The 14,584-nt window shown below is 62.1% G+C and carries 17 protein-coding genes; 8 read left to right on the forward strand and 9 right to left on the reverse strand.

Going from position 1 to position 14,584, the window contains the following annotated elements:
• Nucleotides 1-169: 169 nt before the first annotated feature.
• Nucleotides 170-742: a class I SAM-dependent methyltransferase gene (locus tag M446_RS36190; RefSeq protein WP_012336359.1), complete on the forward strand. Its 573-nt coding sequence runs from the start codon at nt 170-172 to the stop codon at nt 740-742.
• 272 nt (nt 743-1,014) lie between these two features.
• Nucleotides 1,015-1,767, forward strand: coding sequence for an IS6 family transposase (locus tag M446_RS32630; protein ID WP_012336360.1), 753 nt, complete (start codon nt 1,015-1,017; stop codon nt 1,765-1,767).
• Nucleotides 1,768-1,885: 118 nt separating this feature from the next.
• Here the strand turns inward: M446_RS32630 and M446_RS32635 are convergent, their stop codons facing one another.
• The 5 genes from M446_RS32635 to M446_RS36195 all read right to left on the reverse strand — a co-directional run bounded on the left by M446_RS32635 (nt 1,886) and on the right by M446_RS36195 (nt 6,122).
• Nucleotides 1,886-2,329: a CHRD domain-containing protein gene (locus M446_RS32635; RefSeq protein ID WP_012336361.1), complete on the reverse strand. Its 444-nt coding sequence runs from the start codon at nt 2,327-2,329 to the stop codon at nt 1,886-1,888.
• A gap of 51 nt (nt 2,330-2,380) precedes the next feature.
• Entirely contained in the window at nt 2,381-2,797 is a 417-nt protein-coding gene (locus tag M446_RS32640) for a hypothetical protein (RefSeq protein ID WP_012336362.1), read from the reverse strand.
• 265 nt (nt 2,798-3,062) lie between these two features.
• Entirely contained in the window at nt 3,063-3,557 is a 495-nt protein-coding gene (locus M446_RS32645) for a MucR family transcriptional regulator (RefSeq protein WP_012336363.1), read from the reverse strand.
• Between the two features lie 1,422 nt (nt 3,558-4,979).
• A complete protein-coding gene (locus tag M446_RS32655; RefSeq protein WP_012336366.1) occupies nt 4,980-5,411 on the reverse strand; it encodes a MucR family transcriptional regulator in 432 nt (143 codons plus the stop codon).
• A 240-nt stretch (nt 5,412-5,651) separates the two neighbouring features.
• The gene (locus M446_RS36195; RefSeq protein ID WP_012336367.1) at nt 5,652-6,122 is read right to left on the reverse strand and encodes a MucR family transcriptional regulator; all 471 of its coding nucleotides are present in this window, start codon (nt 6,120-6,122) and stop codon (nt 5,652-5,654) included.
• Nucleotides 6,123-6,284: 162 nt separating this feature from the next.
• Between M446_RS36195 and M446_RS36580 the strand changes: the two genes are divergently transcribed.
• The gene (locus tag M446_RS36580) at nt 6,285-6,602 is read left to right on the forward strand and encodes a hypothetical protein (protein WP_168169122.1); all 318 of its coding nucleotides are present in this window, start codon (nt 6,285-6,287) and stop codon (nt 6,600-6,602) included.
• A 135-nt stretch (nt 6,603-6,737) separates the two neighbouring features.
• Here M446_RS36580 and M446_RS32665 read toward each other — a convergent pair whose 3' ends face one another.
• The 4 genes from M446_RS32665 to M446_RS32675 form a co-directional block, all read right to left on the reverse strand.
• Entirely contained in the window at nt 6,738-7,256 is a 519-nt protein-coding gene (locus M446_RS32665; protein WP_168169183.1) for a TSUP family transporter, read from the reverse strand.
• Complete coding sequence (locus M446_RS38440; RefSeq protein ID WP_043701906.1) at nt 7,204-7,533, reverse strand: hypothetical protein; 330 nt, start codon at nt 7,531-7,533, stop codon at nt 7,204-7,206. Before M446_RS38440 ends, M446_RS32665 begins: the two co-directional genes overlap by 53 nt.
• Nucleotides 7,534-7,853: 320 nt before the next feature.
• Nucleotides 7,854-8,339 carry a hypothetical protein gene (locus tag M446_RS37810; protein ID WP_150108782.1) on the reverse strand — a complete coding sequence of 162 codons (486 nt, stop codon included), beginning with the start codon at nt 8,337-8,339 and terminating at the stop codon, nt 7,854-7,856.
• Between the two features lie 80 nt (nt 8,340-8,419).
• Nucleotides 8,420-8,770 carry a hypothetical protein gene (locus M446_RS32675; protein WP_012336368.1) on the reverse strand — a complete coding sequence of 117 codons (351 nt, stop codon included), beginning with the start codon at nt 8,768-8,770 and terminating at the stop codon, nt 8,420-8,422.
• A gap of 149 nt (nt 8,771-8,919) precedes the next feature.
• Here M446_RS32675 and M446_RS36200 point away from each other — a divergent pair, with 149 nt between their 5' ends.
• The 5 genes from M446_RS36200 (at nt 8,920) to M446_RS32695 (ending at nt 14,258) form a co-directional block, all read left to right on the forward strand.
• Nucleotides 8,920-9,864, forward strand: coding sequence for an ABC transporter substrate-binding protein (locus tag M446_RS36200; RefSeq protein ID WP_265576485.1), 945 nt, complete (start codon nt 8,920-8,922; stop codon nt 9,862-9,864).
• A gap of 186 nt (nt 9,865-10,050) precedes the next feature.
• Nucleotides 10,051-10,656, forward strand: coding sequence for a recombinase family protein (locus M446_RS32680; RefSeq protein ID WP_012336370.1), 606 nt, complete (start codon nt 10,051-10,053; stop codon nt 10,654-10,656).
• A 485-nt stretch (nt 10,657-11,141) separates the two neighbouring features.
• The gene (locus M446_RS32685; protein ID WP_012336371.1) at nt 11,142-11,429 is read left to right on the forward strand and encodes a hypothetical protein; all 288 of its coding nucleotides are present in this window, start codon (nt 11,142-11,144) and stop codon (nt 11,427-11,429) included.
• A 199-nt stretch (nt 11,430-11,628) separates the two neighbouring features.
• Nucleotides 11,629-12,552 carry a formylglycine-generating enzyme family protein gene (locus M446_RS32690; protein ID WP_012336372.1) on the forward strand — a complete coding sequence of 308 codons (924 nt, stop codon included), beginning with the start codon at nt 11,629-11,631 and terminating at the stop codon, nt 12,550-12,552.
• On the forward strand, nt 12,549-14,258 hold the full coding sequence (locus M446_RS32695; RefSeq protein WP_012336373.1) for an arylsulfatase: 1,710 nt from the start codon (nt 12,549-12,551) through the stop codon (nt 14,256-14,258). The genes M446_RS32690 and M446_RS32695 overlap by 4 nt, the downstream gene beginning before the upstream one ends.
• Nucleotides 14,259-14,584 lie beyond the last annotated feature (326 nt).

Raw genomic sequence — 14,584 nt, forward strand, 5'->3', positions numbered from 1 at the left:
GTACAACCACATGAAGACAATAAAATCCTTGCTTCGCCATATCGTTCTTCGAACGTTTTTATAAGATTTACGTGCGAAACTACTCCTGAGGAAGGGCATCAGAGCTAATCATCTCCATCTTCAGAACCCAGAAGATGTGTTTTCGGAAATATATAAATCCGGTCTTTGGATGGAGAAGGGTGGACAGGATAGTTTATCCGGCTTGGGATCATCATCTGATACTACAATATTACTAAAATCAGAGCTCTCATCTGTTTTGAGTGAAATTGGCTGCAGCAGACTCATTGATGTTGGATGCGGTGATTTTAATTGGATGAAAGAAGTTAGAGGGGATTGGCACTATATAGGGATCGATGTCGCAAAAGCTGTCATAGAAAGAAATAACGAACTTTACAGGAACGAGAATAGAACGTTTGAATTTGTCAATGCTGTTGTGGGCCCAATACCCAAAGGCGATGTAGTTTTGTGTAGGGAAGTTCTTTTTCACCTCTCGTTTGACATGGCAATTTCATTAATAAAAAATGTTGCCTCTTCTGGAGCTAAATTTCTATTAGCGACATCGGATTCGTCAGTATGGTTTAATTCAGATATAAGGACAGGGGATTACAGGCGGTTAAACCTTATGAAATCTCCGTTCAGATTCCCAAAGCCAATTAGAGAGATAGACGAAAGCAAGGTGTGTGAGGGGAGAGTGCTTGGACTATGGCCGATGGAACAAGTGCAACAGCTGATATTGAAATAAAACTAACTGCTAACCTCTAATATAGGCCAGGCTTGTTGGGGTGGAGTTGGAGCGGCGATCAGTCAGCTTGGACCTGCAGTACGCCAAGGACTGACACCTGAGATGCGACCTCGCCATCCTGCTCCAGTCCGCGCCCGCCGTCCTCAGACAAAGAGGAAGCCGGTGAGCGGCCGACTTTTACCAGAAGTGCCTGCCGCAAATGCGAACGGGCCCCGTTCACGGCCCCTTAGCCATACCCACCCAGCGTGCCGCCTCCGCCTCGGAGCCGGCCCATGATCCTGAATGCCCTCGCCCTCAAGCTGAAGCGCCCAGCCGGCGGAGATTTCCGGGGCCGGCACTTCGAGGCCACCCTGATCGTGCAGGCCGTGTCCTGGTACTTGCGCTACGCCCTGAGCTACCGCGACATCGAGGAGATGCTCCTGGAGCGCGGGATGGTGGTCGATCACTCCACCATCAACCGCTGGGTGCTGTCCTACGCGCCGACCATCGAGCGCCGCCTGCGCCGGTTCCGCAAACCGCACTGCGGCTCCGTGCGCGTGGATGAGACCTACATCCGGGTCCGGGGTCAGTGGCGCTACCTGTACCGCGCCATCGACAAGCATGGCGAGGCGGTCGACTTCCGGCTCACCGCCAACCGCGATCTGGATGCGGCCAAGCGCTTCTTCCGCAAGATGCTGCAGGATCAGCCGCTGCTCGCCCCGGACCGGATCGGCACCGATGGCGCGGGCCCGTACCCGCCGGCGATCGCCGAGAGCCGCAAGGAGGGTCTGCTGCCACGCACGCCCATCCACCACGTCACCAAGCACCTGCAGCAGGGGATCGAGAGCGACCACTTCCGGGTGAAGCGCCCCATGCCGCGGGTCGGCGGCTTCCAGTCCTTCACCACGGCCCGGCGCACGATCCGGGGCTTCGAGGCCATGCTGTGGCTGCGCAAGGGCTTCGGGTTCTCGGGCGCGTGGACCGTGCGCGAACAGAACCAACTGCTCGCCTGTTGCTTTGGACTTCCCGTCGCGAACAAAGCGTGAAAGCCGGGGCGGGCATCCCCTTCTGCGGCTTGAACCCGAGTTTGCGACAGGCCCCACGCGCGGCCCCGCGGAACACCAATGAGCTGGCCCTCAACCAGCACCCGCCGCGCTCAGCTCCTCACGGTGCCCGCTCCACCTGCCCGCGGATCTCGCCCTTCGGGTTCTCGGCCGTGTGAATGTTGAAGTAGAGCTTGCCCGCCAGCAGGTCCGCCGCCTTCGCCTCGTCCAGCGCCGCCGAGCCCTCGAACGGGCTCGTAGCAGCCGGAGCCGGGATCAGCACGCCCGCGTTCTGGCCCGGCGCAGCCGGGCCGTGGAAGTGAGCGGCCGTCACCGACCCTGTCAGGCCGCTGTAACTGCCTCTCCAGTTCAGCGTCTTCGTTTCCGGATCGTAGGTCGCGGTGACCTCCCCGCTGCCCTTGGTCTGGTTGGGCGGCACCTCGCTCGTCCCGTTCAGGGTGGCCCTGAAGGTCTGCTTCTCGCCCGCCGCGTCAGCCGAACCGGCGAGACCGAACGGCAGAGACAGAACCAGGGCGGCAACGCTGCGGCGAATGGTCGGGATCATGCTCGCCTCCTCAACAAGACGGTAAGCCTACCATTATCTCGGAAGGACGGGTCAGCCCTTGAGGCGCTTGTTGCACGCGGACCCGTAGCCGCCGCCCTTCTCGATCCAGGTCATGCCGGCGTTGCCGGCGCCGCCCGCGGCCTTGTTGGCGTTGTACTGGTCCACGCAGGTCTTCTGGCGCGCCTTGCCGGCCGGCTCGCTGGCGTACTTGGGCGAGATCGCGGTTGGGAACAGCGCCCCGGCGGGCGCGACAGCAGCTGGCTTCTGGGCGGGGGCCGCAGGCTTCTGGGCCGGCGCGGGGGTGGTCTTGCCAGCGGGAGCCGGGGCCGCCGGCCTCGTAGCCGGGGCGGCGCCCTGGGCGAAGGGGTTCTGCGTCGGCGTCGTGCGCCCTCCAGGATCCGTTGTCTGGGCCAGCACCGGGCTAGCGAGGAGGGCGATGAGCGGGAGGGTCAGGGTGATCAGGCGCATGCTTGCGGGCCTCGGTGAGCGCCGAAAGCCTAATCACGACCGGATGAACGACGGACGAAGAAGGCCCCGCCGCGGGGCGAGGCCTTCGCGATGTCGCTGTCTCTGTAGGCCGGGACGTTGCCCGGCCGCCTCGGGTTCTGCCTCCCAGCCCCGAAGTCATGAGGGCAGAGTAGGAGGCAACCTTGAACCCTCAGCTAAGGAGCGCGGTGAATGGCAGGGCAAGGAAGCTTGCCGAAGGCTTGCTAATCCCCTGCCTGCCCCATCCTTACGCGTCAGCCTTCTTCGGCCGTGCCCGGCCCCCCTTCGGCTCGGCCGGCGCGCTCACCTTGGCGTCAGCGGCAGCACGCTTCTCGGCCGCAGCCCTCTGACGGTTCTGTCCAAGCCCGATCTGCTTGGCGAGTTCGGACCGAGCAGCGGCGTAATTGGCGGCCACCATGGGGTAGTCCGGCGGCAAGCCCCACTTCTCCCGGTACTGCTGAGGCGTGAGTCCCCGCCCCGTCAGGTGGCGCTTGAGCGACTTGTAGGGCTTGCCGTCCTCTAGCGAGATGATGGCATCCGGCGTCACGCTCTTCCTGATCGGCACGGCCGGTGTGAGCTTCACCAGCTCCGGCTCGGCCGGCTTCCCGAGGCTGCCCAGGCTCTCGTAGACGCCCCGGATCAGGTTCGGCAGCTCGACTGCCGGGACGTTGTTGTGCGACACGAAGGCTGAGACGATGTCGCTGACCAGCTGAATATGGTCAGAGGCGGCTTGTTCACTCATCGAGAGTTCCTACGCGAGAAACGCGCGCAAGCTGAAGCTTTATGTTTGGCTTGTCAATTCATCTGACCGAGAAGCATCAAAAACTCTCGCCGGCATCAGCTCGGCGTCTGCTAGGTACGACGCGCTCGTGTACGGCTGACAGATGGGGAATGAGCCCCCAGGCGAAGCCCTCTCTGCCCGAGCATGGCCGCGAACCACTGAGCGAGCCGCCAGCGGCGTTTGCCGATCTTGGTGTCGATGCTGGGGACAAAAGCACCGCTCCGCGGTTTGCGCGGATGGGCGCCGTTGGTTGGGCCGAATAGCACAGCTTGCATGAGATGCGGGCCTGACCGGCAGCCCTGATCACGCTCGACCGGTGAGGGGAAATCGGGCCCGCGCCTCACCTCTTCATTACGAGCCCGCCCATGCCGGCCGAGCTGCCTATCACCTATGCCGTCCCGGGACACGGGCAGTCCCGCGCCTGGGCGCTGCCCTGTGCGGAGGCACAGGCTGCAGTCACGCCAAGCTGTCAAGGTCGATCCGCGCGTGCTTTCGGGAAACCAGGGCGCCTCTAAACCATCCTGGCATCGGTAAAGTCTTGCGCTCAGCAGCCCATATTTCCTCAATAGCCTCCTGAACACGAGCAAGATCTTTGGAGAAGAACTCGAAAGACTGAGGTCCGGGAACCGCCTCTCGCGCGGTGAAAATTCCATTTTCCTGGCGAATGCGGTGTGCGCAATAGATTAACTCGCGTCTCATCCCATCTTCCTCTCGTTATGTTGGCAGCGGCTTATGCCGGCTGAGCGCTTGTTAAAGCGTTAAGGATACTGGCCGCAAGTGCGGCGAGTATCACGATTTCAAAGGCGACCGGACTGCAGTAAGCCAGAGGTCGCCGCTTGCCCTTCCAGCGAACGGTGTAAACCAGCGCTGGCGCTGATGCTCAGGGTGGTCGTGGGTCCGCATAACTCATTTGAGCGAAGCGTTTCGGCCAAGCGCAACTAGATTGCATCCACGCATCGGCTTGCCTCTCACTCAGGGCGGTGCGGTAGGCGACCGAGACCCCGGCCGCCCAGTTGCCCTGTGGGACCGGTGCGCGGTGTTGTTGGGATGCCTACAGGGTACCACTGCGAACTTCACGACCTCTTGCGGCAGGCTTGGTTGAGGAAGGCCGCGGAGCAGGAACGGCGCGCCGAGGAACTGAGGAGCGTCGCGGCCCGGTTCAGGGAGCTTGGTCTCGTGCAGAATGCTGAGGAGTTCGAGGCCGCGGTGCGCCAAGCTGAGAGCGAAACGCTCGCGTGGCTGACCCGGGCCAGCAATCCCGCCACCACGTAGGAGGTTATGCGCCCGCGTCGGTTCTCGATGGGTAGACCTCTCGCAGACCGAGGTCGCGGTGACGGACCCCGAGGCGGGCCGCGACCCCACTGACGAGTAGGCGGGTCCCGCCTACTTGCCTTTCTGGCCCGCGGCGCGGCGGGACTGGCCGAGGCCGCTCGCCTTGGCGAGTTCCGACCGCTGCGCGGCGTAGTTCGCCGCCACCATCGGGTAGTCCGGCGGCAGGCCCCACTTCTGCCGGTACTGCTCGGGCGTCAGCCCCCGGGTCGAGAGGTGACGCTTCAGCGACTTGTACTGGCGCCCGTCCTCCAGGCTGATCAGGAAGTCCGGAGTGATCGTCTTCTTGATCGGCACGGGCGGGACGAGGGGCGCGGGCTCGGCGGCCGGCGGCTTGGAGAGCTGGATTAGCGCGTCGTGCACCGAGGCGATCACCCCCGGCAGATCGCCCACCGGGATGGCGTTCTTCGACACGTAAGCGGCGGTGATCGCGGCTGTCAGTTCGATCGTGTCAATCTCAGGAGCGTTTTCTCTCATCTCGGCCATATTTTGCCATCTTTGTTGAAGCTTCGAACGCTATGAAGTCGCGCTGGATCGGCAATTAAGCTGGCAAAGTCAAGCGGCACTGGCAATCTTTGCCGCGTGATTACGGTATGTAGCCGCTATGTTCTATCCCTATCTTTGGACTTGTTTTGGTATGGGGAGAGAGGGGGCGGCCAGCACTCGGCCGCCTGCCCCTCCCGTGCTCACGCGGGTGGGAGGGGGCAGCGTGTCGCGGTGCGTAAGCTACTTGGACTTGCCCCTTGCGCCTCCTCGACGGTTGGCCCCAAGCCCTAATTGCTTCGCGAGTTCCGACCGCTGAGCCGCGTAGTTGGGCGCGACCGTCGGGTAGTCCCTAGGTAAGCCATATCTCTGCCTGTACTCGTCTGGCGTGAGACCGTTCTTGGTGAGGTGCCGCTTCATCGACTTGTACGGCTTCGCGTCGATGAAGCTGATCAGAGCGTCCGGCGTGATCGATTTCCGGATCTGGGCCGGGGTGGCTTTTGGCGTTTCTTCGGCCGGAGGCGCGGCGGGCTTTCCGAGGTCACCGAGAGTGGCACCTACGGATGCGATTAGGTTCGGCAGGTCGTCTGGCCGAACCGAGTTGTTAGACACGTAAGCGGCTACAATATCAACAACTAATCTTGTAGATCCTGTGATTTTATTATTTACAAGATCGACATTGACGTTCGTAATATTATCTTGAATTGTTTCCACTGCTTTCCTCCGTTTTGCATTTCCACTCTGGTATAGTTCTATATATAGCAAATTCAACAACCTGCGCAAGCTCATGCGCAAGACGTTAGTCTAAGATGCTGCCTCAATCGTCATATAGGTAATTAGACGATGGCCGATGAAAGTTTACGCTTCAGGATCGGCGTGGACGACCAGCTCTCGGCGCCGCTCGCGAAGCTCCAGGGAGCCTTTCAGCGCGTCGCCAAGGATGACGGCGTCAAGTCGTTCCAGAAGGATTGGACCGAGGCCGGTCGCGCCGTCGAGAAGATCGGCGTCCCGGGGCCGACGGGGGGCGGAGGTCGCGGCGGCTCTGCGCCGGCCCTGGGCGGCACTCTCCCACAGTTCCCGGGCAACGCTGGCATTGGCGGCGGTGGACGGCGGAGCGGCGGCAATACGCGGTCGACGTGCTCTGGCGAAGGCGGCGCCTCGGAGCTGCGTGCGAAGGCCCTGGTGGCGCGCTGATCGGCCGCGGAGGCCGGCGGCGGCCTCACCTCGGTGAACTCGCGCTCGGGGGCGTTCGGGATCGCGCAGTTCAGGTCCAAGTCGGGCGGCTACTCGCGGCTGCGCGATCACATGGACGACATATTCAAGGACGTCTCATCGTCCCAGCGAGGCGTCCCAGAGCGGCAGGCTAACGAGGGCGCCGGCCAGGATCACCACGTAGGCGGCGCGCCGGAAGCTGGCCTCCGAGGCCAGACGGAAGGCGTGCGCGCCCGCCCAGAGGCCGACACCGTAGATCGCGAGTAGCGGCAGGGCCATCAGTAGGACGTCGCCGGCGAGGATGCCTTTCCACCACAGGAGCGTGCCGCTGACGAGCGCTGAAGCACCGACAAAGACCCGGAGGTTGGTGCGGGTCCGGTGCCGGTTGGAGCGCTGCGCACCCAACCAGAACACCGCCAGTGGCAGGCCGCCGATCGAGGCCATGCCATTGAACAGCCCCGAGCAGGCACCGACACCAAGCGAGAGGCGGAGGGTCGGGCGTCCCTGGTAACGCCAACCCGAGGCCATGACAGCCACGGCCGCGACAACCAGCACGGCTAAAACCCAGCGCATCGTCTCGCGGTCAAGCCAAGTCAGTAGCCAAATGCCGGCGGGCAGGAACAGCGTCGCCGCCACGAGCAGCGGCAGGATCTCGTCCCACGCCGCGCGCTTGGCCGCGCGCAGCGATCGGCAGCGCAAAGGGCAAGTCGATGAACCAGATCAGCCCCAGCGCCTTGACCGCTCCTAGGACGACCGAGGCGAGGGGCATGAACACCATCGCGAAGCCAAAGCCGGTGAACCCGCGCACGAGGCCGCCGAGCAGGCTCGCAGCCAGGAGGACGGCGGCACCGTCGGCAGAAAGGCCCGGCGGGAGCCAAGCGGCCAGCCCCACGGCGTCGTTCGAGAAGTCCATTCCTGCTCTTGTGCATATCGGGGCGCCGCTGTCATGGCACGACCGACCTCACCCTACTGGCTCAGTACAGGGTCGTCGTCGAGGGCAGCCCGATGCCGCTGTCCGAGACCGCCAGACCCGGTCAGTGAAGGTCGATCAGAATGCCGGCAAGCGGATCTACTCCATGCCTGTGTTGGGTCGGTTTCGGTCGTAGGCCCCCAGGCGGGCGGCGCCTGATCGCCCCGGGCGTGCGGGTGCACGATGCTCTCGATCATGTGGGGATGTCTTCGGCCCGCCCGGCTCCGGCTGCGGCGGGCCTTTTTGCTTCGTATACGTACGCCCTACTTCGTAGGCAGCTTCCAATTTGATCTATGGGGGACGATTACCATATTTCGTGCGTTTTCAGGGCTTTTAAGTGGATTGTAGTTAAATTCTGCAGTCCCTGAAATGCCAGTGTATTTGCCCGTTCCTCCAATAAAAGTGTGAATTCCATTTGGTCCTTTCGACTCGTACGTCGTGAAAATCTGATCGCCCTCTTTATCCATGTCGATGCAACTGCCGCGATTTAGGACTACCCCATCCACAACCTCGCGCATACCAAGACAGCGTGTGGCCATGTCATTGAACATTGGTCCGCCACTGTCGTTGCGCGTAACGCCGTTGCTCTCATATATCGAAACGGTACGCTCGCCGAGTTTTATAAGATTCGAGTACATATTCACATAATTCGTAGTATAACTATCATTCCCTTGCCTTGGAAGTTCGGCAGCAAGAGCGTTGCTTGCAAGTAGAAATCCAGCTAGAACACTGACGGTCCTGAGCACCATCTTAATCCTCCCCTGCAACCCTTCGCCTTTGCGGGTCTGTGTCAGAGTGAGGCTTTCCGTTAGTTTTGTCTATCGTGTGATCAGATGGCTGCAACAAATCCCGCTCGATAGCGCCATACCGCCTCGGCAGCGGGCCTGATCAGGTCATGCCCCAGCCGGTGCGCTCGCGCGGGCGAGCGTAGATCCCGACGACGTCGCGCATGACGCCGACCTCCTTCGACCCGCACGCAGCGCAGGGACAGGGCGATGTCCGGGAACGGCATCTCGGCGGGGAACTGGTCCGTGCTGATCGTCGCCTCGTAGCCGCAGCCGGTGGCGTTGCAGTGGACGAAGGCGGTGCGGTCGCCCTCGGCGCGGAGGTCCGCCAGCGTGGGCGGCGGGATCTCGCCGCCGTTCTCGTCGTACGCTCTGCGCGGGTTGCGGCGGCTCATAGGCGATCTTGGTATCATACGAGGTAGGTTTTCTCAGCATCATTGCATTCAACCTATGCGCTGAGCACTATACCTCTCACAATCGGCATTTACCGCGAATGGGGCACACAACCATGATAAAGCTAATCCTGATCCAGATTTTATTACTAATGATCAGCTCACGTATTGCTGTTGGTGAGGAGCGCTTCATAGAGAAAAGAATCTCAGTAATAACTAACTTTTCTGAAAAAGATGCGATAGCGAAAATTTTGTTAAAGAAGTTCTCGGATACATTGAACGGCGATGCGCCCAAAGATATGGTTATAAAATATGATTATTACTGGTCAGAGGGCAGTCCCGAAACTGCAAAGATTCACGCCAAGAAAATCGTTTCTAGCAAGCCTGACGTGATTTTTGCCGCAACCACACCCGTAGTACGCGCCCTGTTGCAGGAAACCAAAACCATACCTATTGTTTTTGCAACTGTAGCTGATCCAGTTGGCAGTGGGTTCGTAGAAAGTCTGGCCATTCCAGGGAAAAACGTGACAGGATTTGTAAATTCAGAGGGCACTATTGCTGGTAAATGGGTACAATTTCTTAAGGAATTAGTTCCGGAAATGTCGTGCGTATCGATGATTTATAATCCTAACACGGCACCATACTATAAGTACTACGTCGGACCCTTTAATGAAACATCAAAGTCTCTTAATGTTCTACCTATACTATCTCCCGTTCTCAGCGATCAAGAAATAGAAAATCTAATTTATTCACTTTCAGAAAATAAATGCGGATTGGTGTTGATGAATGATAGCTTTAATTTTGTTTATCGTCAGAAAATAAACACTATTTCTGAGAAATACGGCGTTCCGGTAGCAGCTTATAACAAAGCTACAACGCTAAACGAGGCACTCGTAGCTTACGGCCCTGAGGAATCAGATGCCTATAAAAATGCAGCCAAATACGTTAAGAAAATAATCGATGGAGCTCAAGTTAATAAACTTCCTGTCCAGCTCAATACAAAATTCTATTTATCTATTAATCTTCAGAAAGCTAAAAAACTCGGGATTAAAATTCCGGCCTCGTTCCTCTCTCGTGTTGATGACGAGGTTGAGTAAGTCCACGCGGCTCTTGAATGGTCAAGCTGATTGAGAGCGCCCAATCGGCCGGGTTGAGGCGCTCCCTGGCCCGGTCCGGGAAACGCTGGTTTGGCGGAACGGCCCGGAATGTCCGCCAATCAAGCTTGACAATGAGAAAGCGGACAGATTGATTGCCGGACGAGTTGGCGGAACACCGAGGCACCCGTGACCCTGATCGGCTACGCCCGCGTCTCCACCCAGGACCAGAAACCCGAGCTGCAGCTCGACGCGCTCGGGGCGGCCGGGTGCTCGCGGGTGTTCGAGGACCGCGGCGTCTCCGGCGCCAAGGCCGAGCGGCCCGGCCTCGCCCAGGCCCTCGCCTACCTGCGCGAGGGCGACACCCTGGTGATCTGGAAGCTCGACCGCCTGGGCCGCTCAATGAGCCACCTGCTCGAGACGGTGCAGCGGCTGGAGGCACAAGGGATCGGGCTGCGCTCGCTCACCGAGCAGATCGACACCACCACCCCGAACGGGCGGCTGATCTTCCACCTCTTCGGCGCGCTGGGGCAGTTCGAGCGCGACCTGATCCGGGAGAGAACCCGCGCGGGTCTGAGCGCGGCGGCCGCTCGCGGTCGGAAGGGCGGCCGCAAGCCGGTGGTGACGCCCGAGGTGCTGCGCAAGGCTCAGGCGCTGATCGGGCAGGGGCTGACGGTGCGCGAGGCGGGCGTGCGGCTGAAGGTGGGCAAGACGGCGCTGTACGAGGCCCTTGCCACGACCGCATCATCGTCCGCGTCCGCGACCACGCATCTCTCTGCCCAGCAGATAACCTGACAGGTTTGTCTGACATCCTCAGCTGCACGGGCTGCTCGCGTCAGGCGCATCAGCTGAAGCGCTTTCCGACCTTGTCAGGAAAACGGTCGTTTTCCATACAGATCGGCTTGCAACTACCGCCCGTAACGTCTCACCGCAGCCACTGCCCATGAGTGAGAGTAGTCGCGAAAACCCCGCTCTCTTGGAAGGAGGAGGTTCTCCACGGGAGAGCGACCGAGCGTAGGCTCACCGAGGTCCGTACAGCCATCTAGGCGACTGAGAACCTTCAGAGACGGTGAGCGGAAAACACCCGGGATCACGTTCGGCTGCAGCGCATGCGTGTTGTCTTGTCTCATTGGATCAAGCGCTGCCCCGCAGCGGAATTACTGTCCTGTCGCTGAGGTGCCATTGGATTGCCGTGCCGGGCTGACGACCAGACCAAGGCAGCTTGGATTAGGCGCAGTTGAGTCCCGATGCGCTCGGCTAACGCATTAGGAGCCAACCCCATGTTCCGCTCAGCAGGCCTGGTATTCATCGTCCTGACCACCTCGGCCGCCTTGGGCGGTGAGTTTCCGCGCTATGACATCGAGGCGACCTGCCGCGCGGCGCCTGCCCTCGCAGGAGGAACTGGCAACGTCGACCGGAACTGCCTCAGGGACGAAGCACAGGCACGGACGCAAGTCGAGCAGCAATGGGCCGGCTTCCAGACACGACGCCGCGACAACTGCGTCCAGGAGACAAGCATCGGGGGGCCGCCGAGCTACGTCGCCCTGCTCACGTGCTTGCAGATGTAGGCCGACGACAATGCCTAGGCCATCGCGAACTCCTCCGCGCCGAGGCGCAGCCCAGCGCCCGGTCAGGAGCGCGCTTGCTGCACCATCGCGCGTCAACGACACCGGAAGTGTCGATGCCCTGAACCGAGGCGAGACGCGCAGGTCGACCACCCTCGCCGACGAGACCAGCCCCGCGACGCAATCTGAGGCTCGCCCGGGCATGCGCTGGATCCCCGGCGGGACCTTCCGCATGGGGTCGGACCGGCACTACCCCGAGGAGGCGCCTGCTCATCGCGTGGCGGTCAGGAGCTTCTGGATGGACGAGACACCGGTGACCAACCGGCAGTTCCGCGAGTTCGTGCGCGCGACCGGCCACGTCACCTTCGCCGAGAGGCGGCCCGACCCGAAGGACTACCCGGGCGCCCTCCCCAATCTGCTGTACGCCGGCTCTATCGTCTTCACGCCGCCAGACCACCCCGTCGACCTGCGGCTGTGGGGCGTGTGGTGGACCCTGCTCGAGGGAGCCGATTGGCGCCACCCCTACGGCCCGAGGAGCACCCTGCACGGCCTCGACAACCATCCCGTCGTGCACGTGACCTACGCCGACGCGCTCGCCTACGCGCGGTGGGCCGGCAAGGACCTGCCCACGGAAGCCGAGTGGGAGTTCGCCGCCCGCGGCGGGCTCGAAGGGGCCGAGTTCGCCTGGGGCGACGCCTTCACTCCGGCCGGGCGGCACATGGCCAACACCTGGCAGGGCCAGTTCCCCTGGCAGAACCTCGCGCAGGACGGCTTCGCACGCACCTCGCCCGCCAAGGCCTTCCCGCCGAACGGCTACGGCCTGCACGACATGATCGGCAACGTCTGGGAGTGGACGAGCGACTACTTCGCGGACCGGCACCCGGCCGACGCACCGAAGGCCTGCTGCATCCCCCGGGACCCGCGCGGCGGCACGGAGGAGCGCAGCTACGACCCGCGCCTGCCCGAGATCCGGATCGCCCGCCGGGTCCTGAAGGGCGGATCGCACCTGTGCGCGCCCAACTTCTGCAGCCGCTACCGACCGGCGGCACGTCTGCCCCAGCCGGTCGACACCTCGACGAGCCACGTCGGCTTCCGCTGCGTCGTCAGGGAAAGGAGCGTCTCATGACCCATGATCGTGCATTCACCCCGGGTCCGTCGGGCCGGAGCCGCCCGCGCTCCACGAGGGCGGCGCTGATCGGGGCGACGGCCCTGGTCGCGGCGACGCCGGCCGTGCCGAGCTTCGCCCAGGCGCCGCAGCAGCAGAAGCCCAACATCCTCTTCATCGTCTCCGACGACACCGGCTACGGCGACCTCGGGCCCTACGGCGGCGGGGAGGGACGGGGCATGCCCACGCCCAACATCGACCGCCTCGCCGAGGACGGGATGACCTTCTTCTCGTTCTACGCCCAGCCCAGCTGCACCCCGGGCCGGGCCGCGATGCAGACGGGGCGGATCCCGAACCGCAGCGGGATGACGACGGTAGCGTTCCAGGGCCAGGGCGGCGGCTTGCCGGCCGCCGAGTGGACGTTGGGCTCGGTGCTGAAGCAGGGCGGCTACAAGACCTACTTCACGGGGAAATGGCACCTCGGCGAGGCCGACTACGCGCTGCCCAACGCCCAGGGCTACGACGTCATGCAGTATTGCGGCCTCTATCACCTCAACGCCTACACCTACGCCGACCCGACCTGGTTCCCCGACATGGACCCCGAGCTCAGGGCCATGTTCCAGAGGGTCACCAGGGGAGCCCTGTCCGGCAAGGCTGGCGAGAAGGCCGTCGAGGATTTCAAAGTCAACGGTCAGTACGTGAACACCCCCGTCGTCGACGGCAAGGCCGGCGTGGTCGGCATCCCATTCTTCGACAGCTACGTCGAGAAAGCCGCGCTCGGCTTCCTCGACGACGCCGCGAAGGCGGGCAGCCCTTTCTACATCAACGTCAACTTCATGAAGGTGCACCAACCGAACATGCCGGCCCCCGAGTTCGAGCACAAATCGCTCTCCAAGAGTAAGTACGCCGACTCGGTCGTCGAGCTCGATGCCCGGATCGGGCGGATCATGGACAAGCTGCGCTCGCTCGGGCTCGATAAGAACACGCTCGTCTTCTACACGACTGACAACGGCGCGTGGCAGGACGTCTACCCCGACGCGGGCTACACCCCCTTCCGGGGCACGAAGGGCACCGTGCGCGAAGGCGGCAACAGGGTGCCGGCAATGGCGGTCTGGCCGGGCAAGATCAAGCCCGGCACGAAGAACCACGACATCGTTGGGGGCCTCGACTTGATGGCCACCTTCGCCTCGGTCGCGGGCCTCACGCTGCCGGACAAAGACCGCGACGGCCAGCCGATGATCTTCGACAGCTACGACATGTCGCCGGTGCTACTCGGGACGGGTAAGTCCGCGCGTAAATCGTGGTTCTACTTCACCGAGGACGAGCTGAGCCCGGGCGCGGTCCGCGTCGGCAACTACAAGGCGGTGTTCAACCTGCGCGGCGACGACGGCGCCGCCACTGGCGCCCTCGCGGTCGACACCAATCTGGGCTGGAAGGGATCCAGCAAGTACGTCGCGACGGTTCCGCAGATTTTCGATCTCTGGCAGGACCCGCAGGAGCGCTACGACGTCTTCATGAACAACTACACCGAGCGGACGTGGACGCTCGTGACAATGAGCGCGGCAGTGAAGAACTTGATGAAGACGTACGTGCAGTACCCACCGCGTAAGCTGCAGAGCGAGGTCTACACAGGTCCTATCACGATCTCGCAGTACGAGCGGCTGCAATCCGTCCGTGACGCGCTCGCGAAGGAGGGGATCACCCTTCCGATGCCCACGGGCCAGTAGCGGCAGCCGTGAGGCTTAAGGCGGACGCCTCTCCAAAGGCGCCCGCCCCGGATGACGTGCGCCGCGCGAGCGGGCCCTGGATGGCGCCTTCACGGCCGCGCGCTACCAAGTGTGGTGCGCCCTCGACGACATATGCCCGCTTGGGTATGCCCATACGGATCTGACAGCCTCTCGGCCATGCGAATTGGAGCGGCGTATGGGATCAGTGCAGTCCGTGCGCCGTACTGGTGTACCTCGGCCACAACCCCGGCGAACAAGCCGACGTAGTGGCTAAATCGAACATACAGCCTTGACGACCTACACGGCTCATGAAAGCTTGACCGCAT

Origin of the sequence: Methylobacterium sp. 4-46 (assembly GCF_000019365.1) — a bacterium.
GTDB lineage: Bacteria > Pseudomonadota > Alphaproteobacteria > Rhizobiales > Beijerinckiaceae > Methylobacterium.

Coding starts and splice junctions, on each gene's coding strand:
- M446_RS36190 (WP_012336359.1), top strand. CDS start 170: ATGGAGAAGGGTGGACAGGATAGTTTATCCGGCTTGGGATCATCATCT.
- M446_RS32630 (WP_012336360.1), top strand. CDS start 1,015: ATGATCCTGAATGCCCTCGCCCTCAAGCTGAAGCGCCCAGCCGGCGGA.
- M446_RS32635 (WP_012336361.1), bottom strand. CDS start 2,329: ATGATCCCGACCATTCGCCGCAGCGTTGCCGCCCTGGTTCTGTCTCTG.
- M446_RS32640 (WP_012336362.1), bottom strand. CDS start 2,797: ATGCGCCTGATCACCCTGACCCTCCCGCTCATCGCCCTCCTCGCTAGC.
- M446_RS32645 (WP_012336363.1), bottom strand. CDS start 3,557: ATGAGTGAACAAGCCGCCTCTGACCATATTCAGCTGGTCAGCGACATC.
- M446_RS32655 (WP_012336366.1), bottom strand. CDS start 5,411: ATGGCCGAGATGAGAGAAAACGCTCCTGAGATTGACACGATCGAACTG.
- M446_RS38440 (WP_043701906.1), bottom strand. CDS start 7,533: ATGGACTTCTCGAACGACGCCGTGGGGCTGGCCGCTTGGCTCCCGCCG.
- M446_RS37810 (WP_150108782.1), bottom strand. CDS start 8,339: ATGGTGCTCAGGACCGTCAGTGTTCTAGCTGGATTTCTACTTGCAAGC.
- M446_RS32675 (WP_012336368.1), bottom strand. CDS start 8,770: ATGAGCCGCCGCAACCCGCGCAGAGCGTACGACGAGAACGGCGGCGAG.
- M446_RS36200 (WP_265576485.1), top strand. CDS start 8,920: ATGATCAGCTCACGTATTGCTGTTGGTGAGGAGCGCTTCATAGAGAAA.
- M446_RS32685 (WP_012336371.1), top strand. CDS start 11,142: ATGTTCCGCTCAGCAGGCCTGGTATTCATCGTCCTGACCACCTCGGCC.
- M446_RS32690 (WP_012336372.1), top strand. CDS start 11,629: ATGCGCTGGATCCCCGGCGGGACCTTCCGCATGGGGTCGGACCGGCAC.
- M446_RS32695 (WP_012336373.1), top strand. CDS start 12,549: ATGACCCATGATCGTGCATTCACCCCGGGTCCGTCGGGCCGGAGCCGC.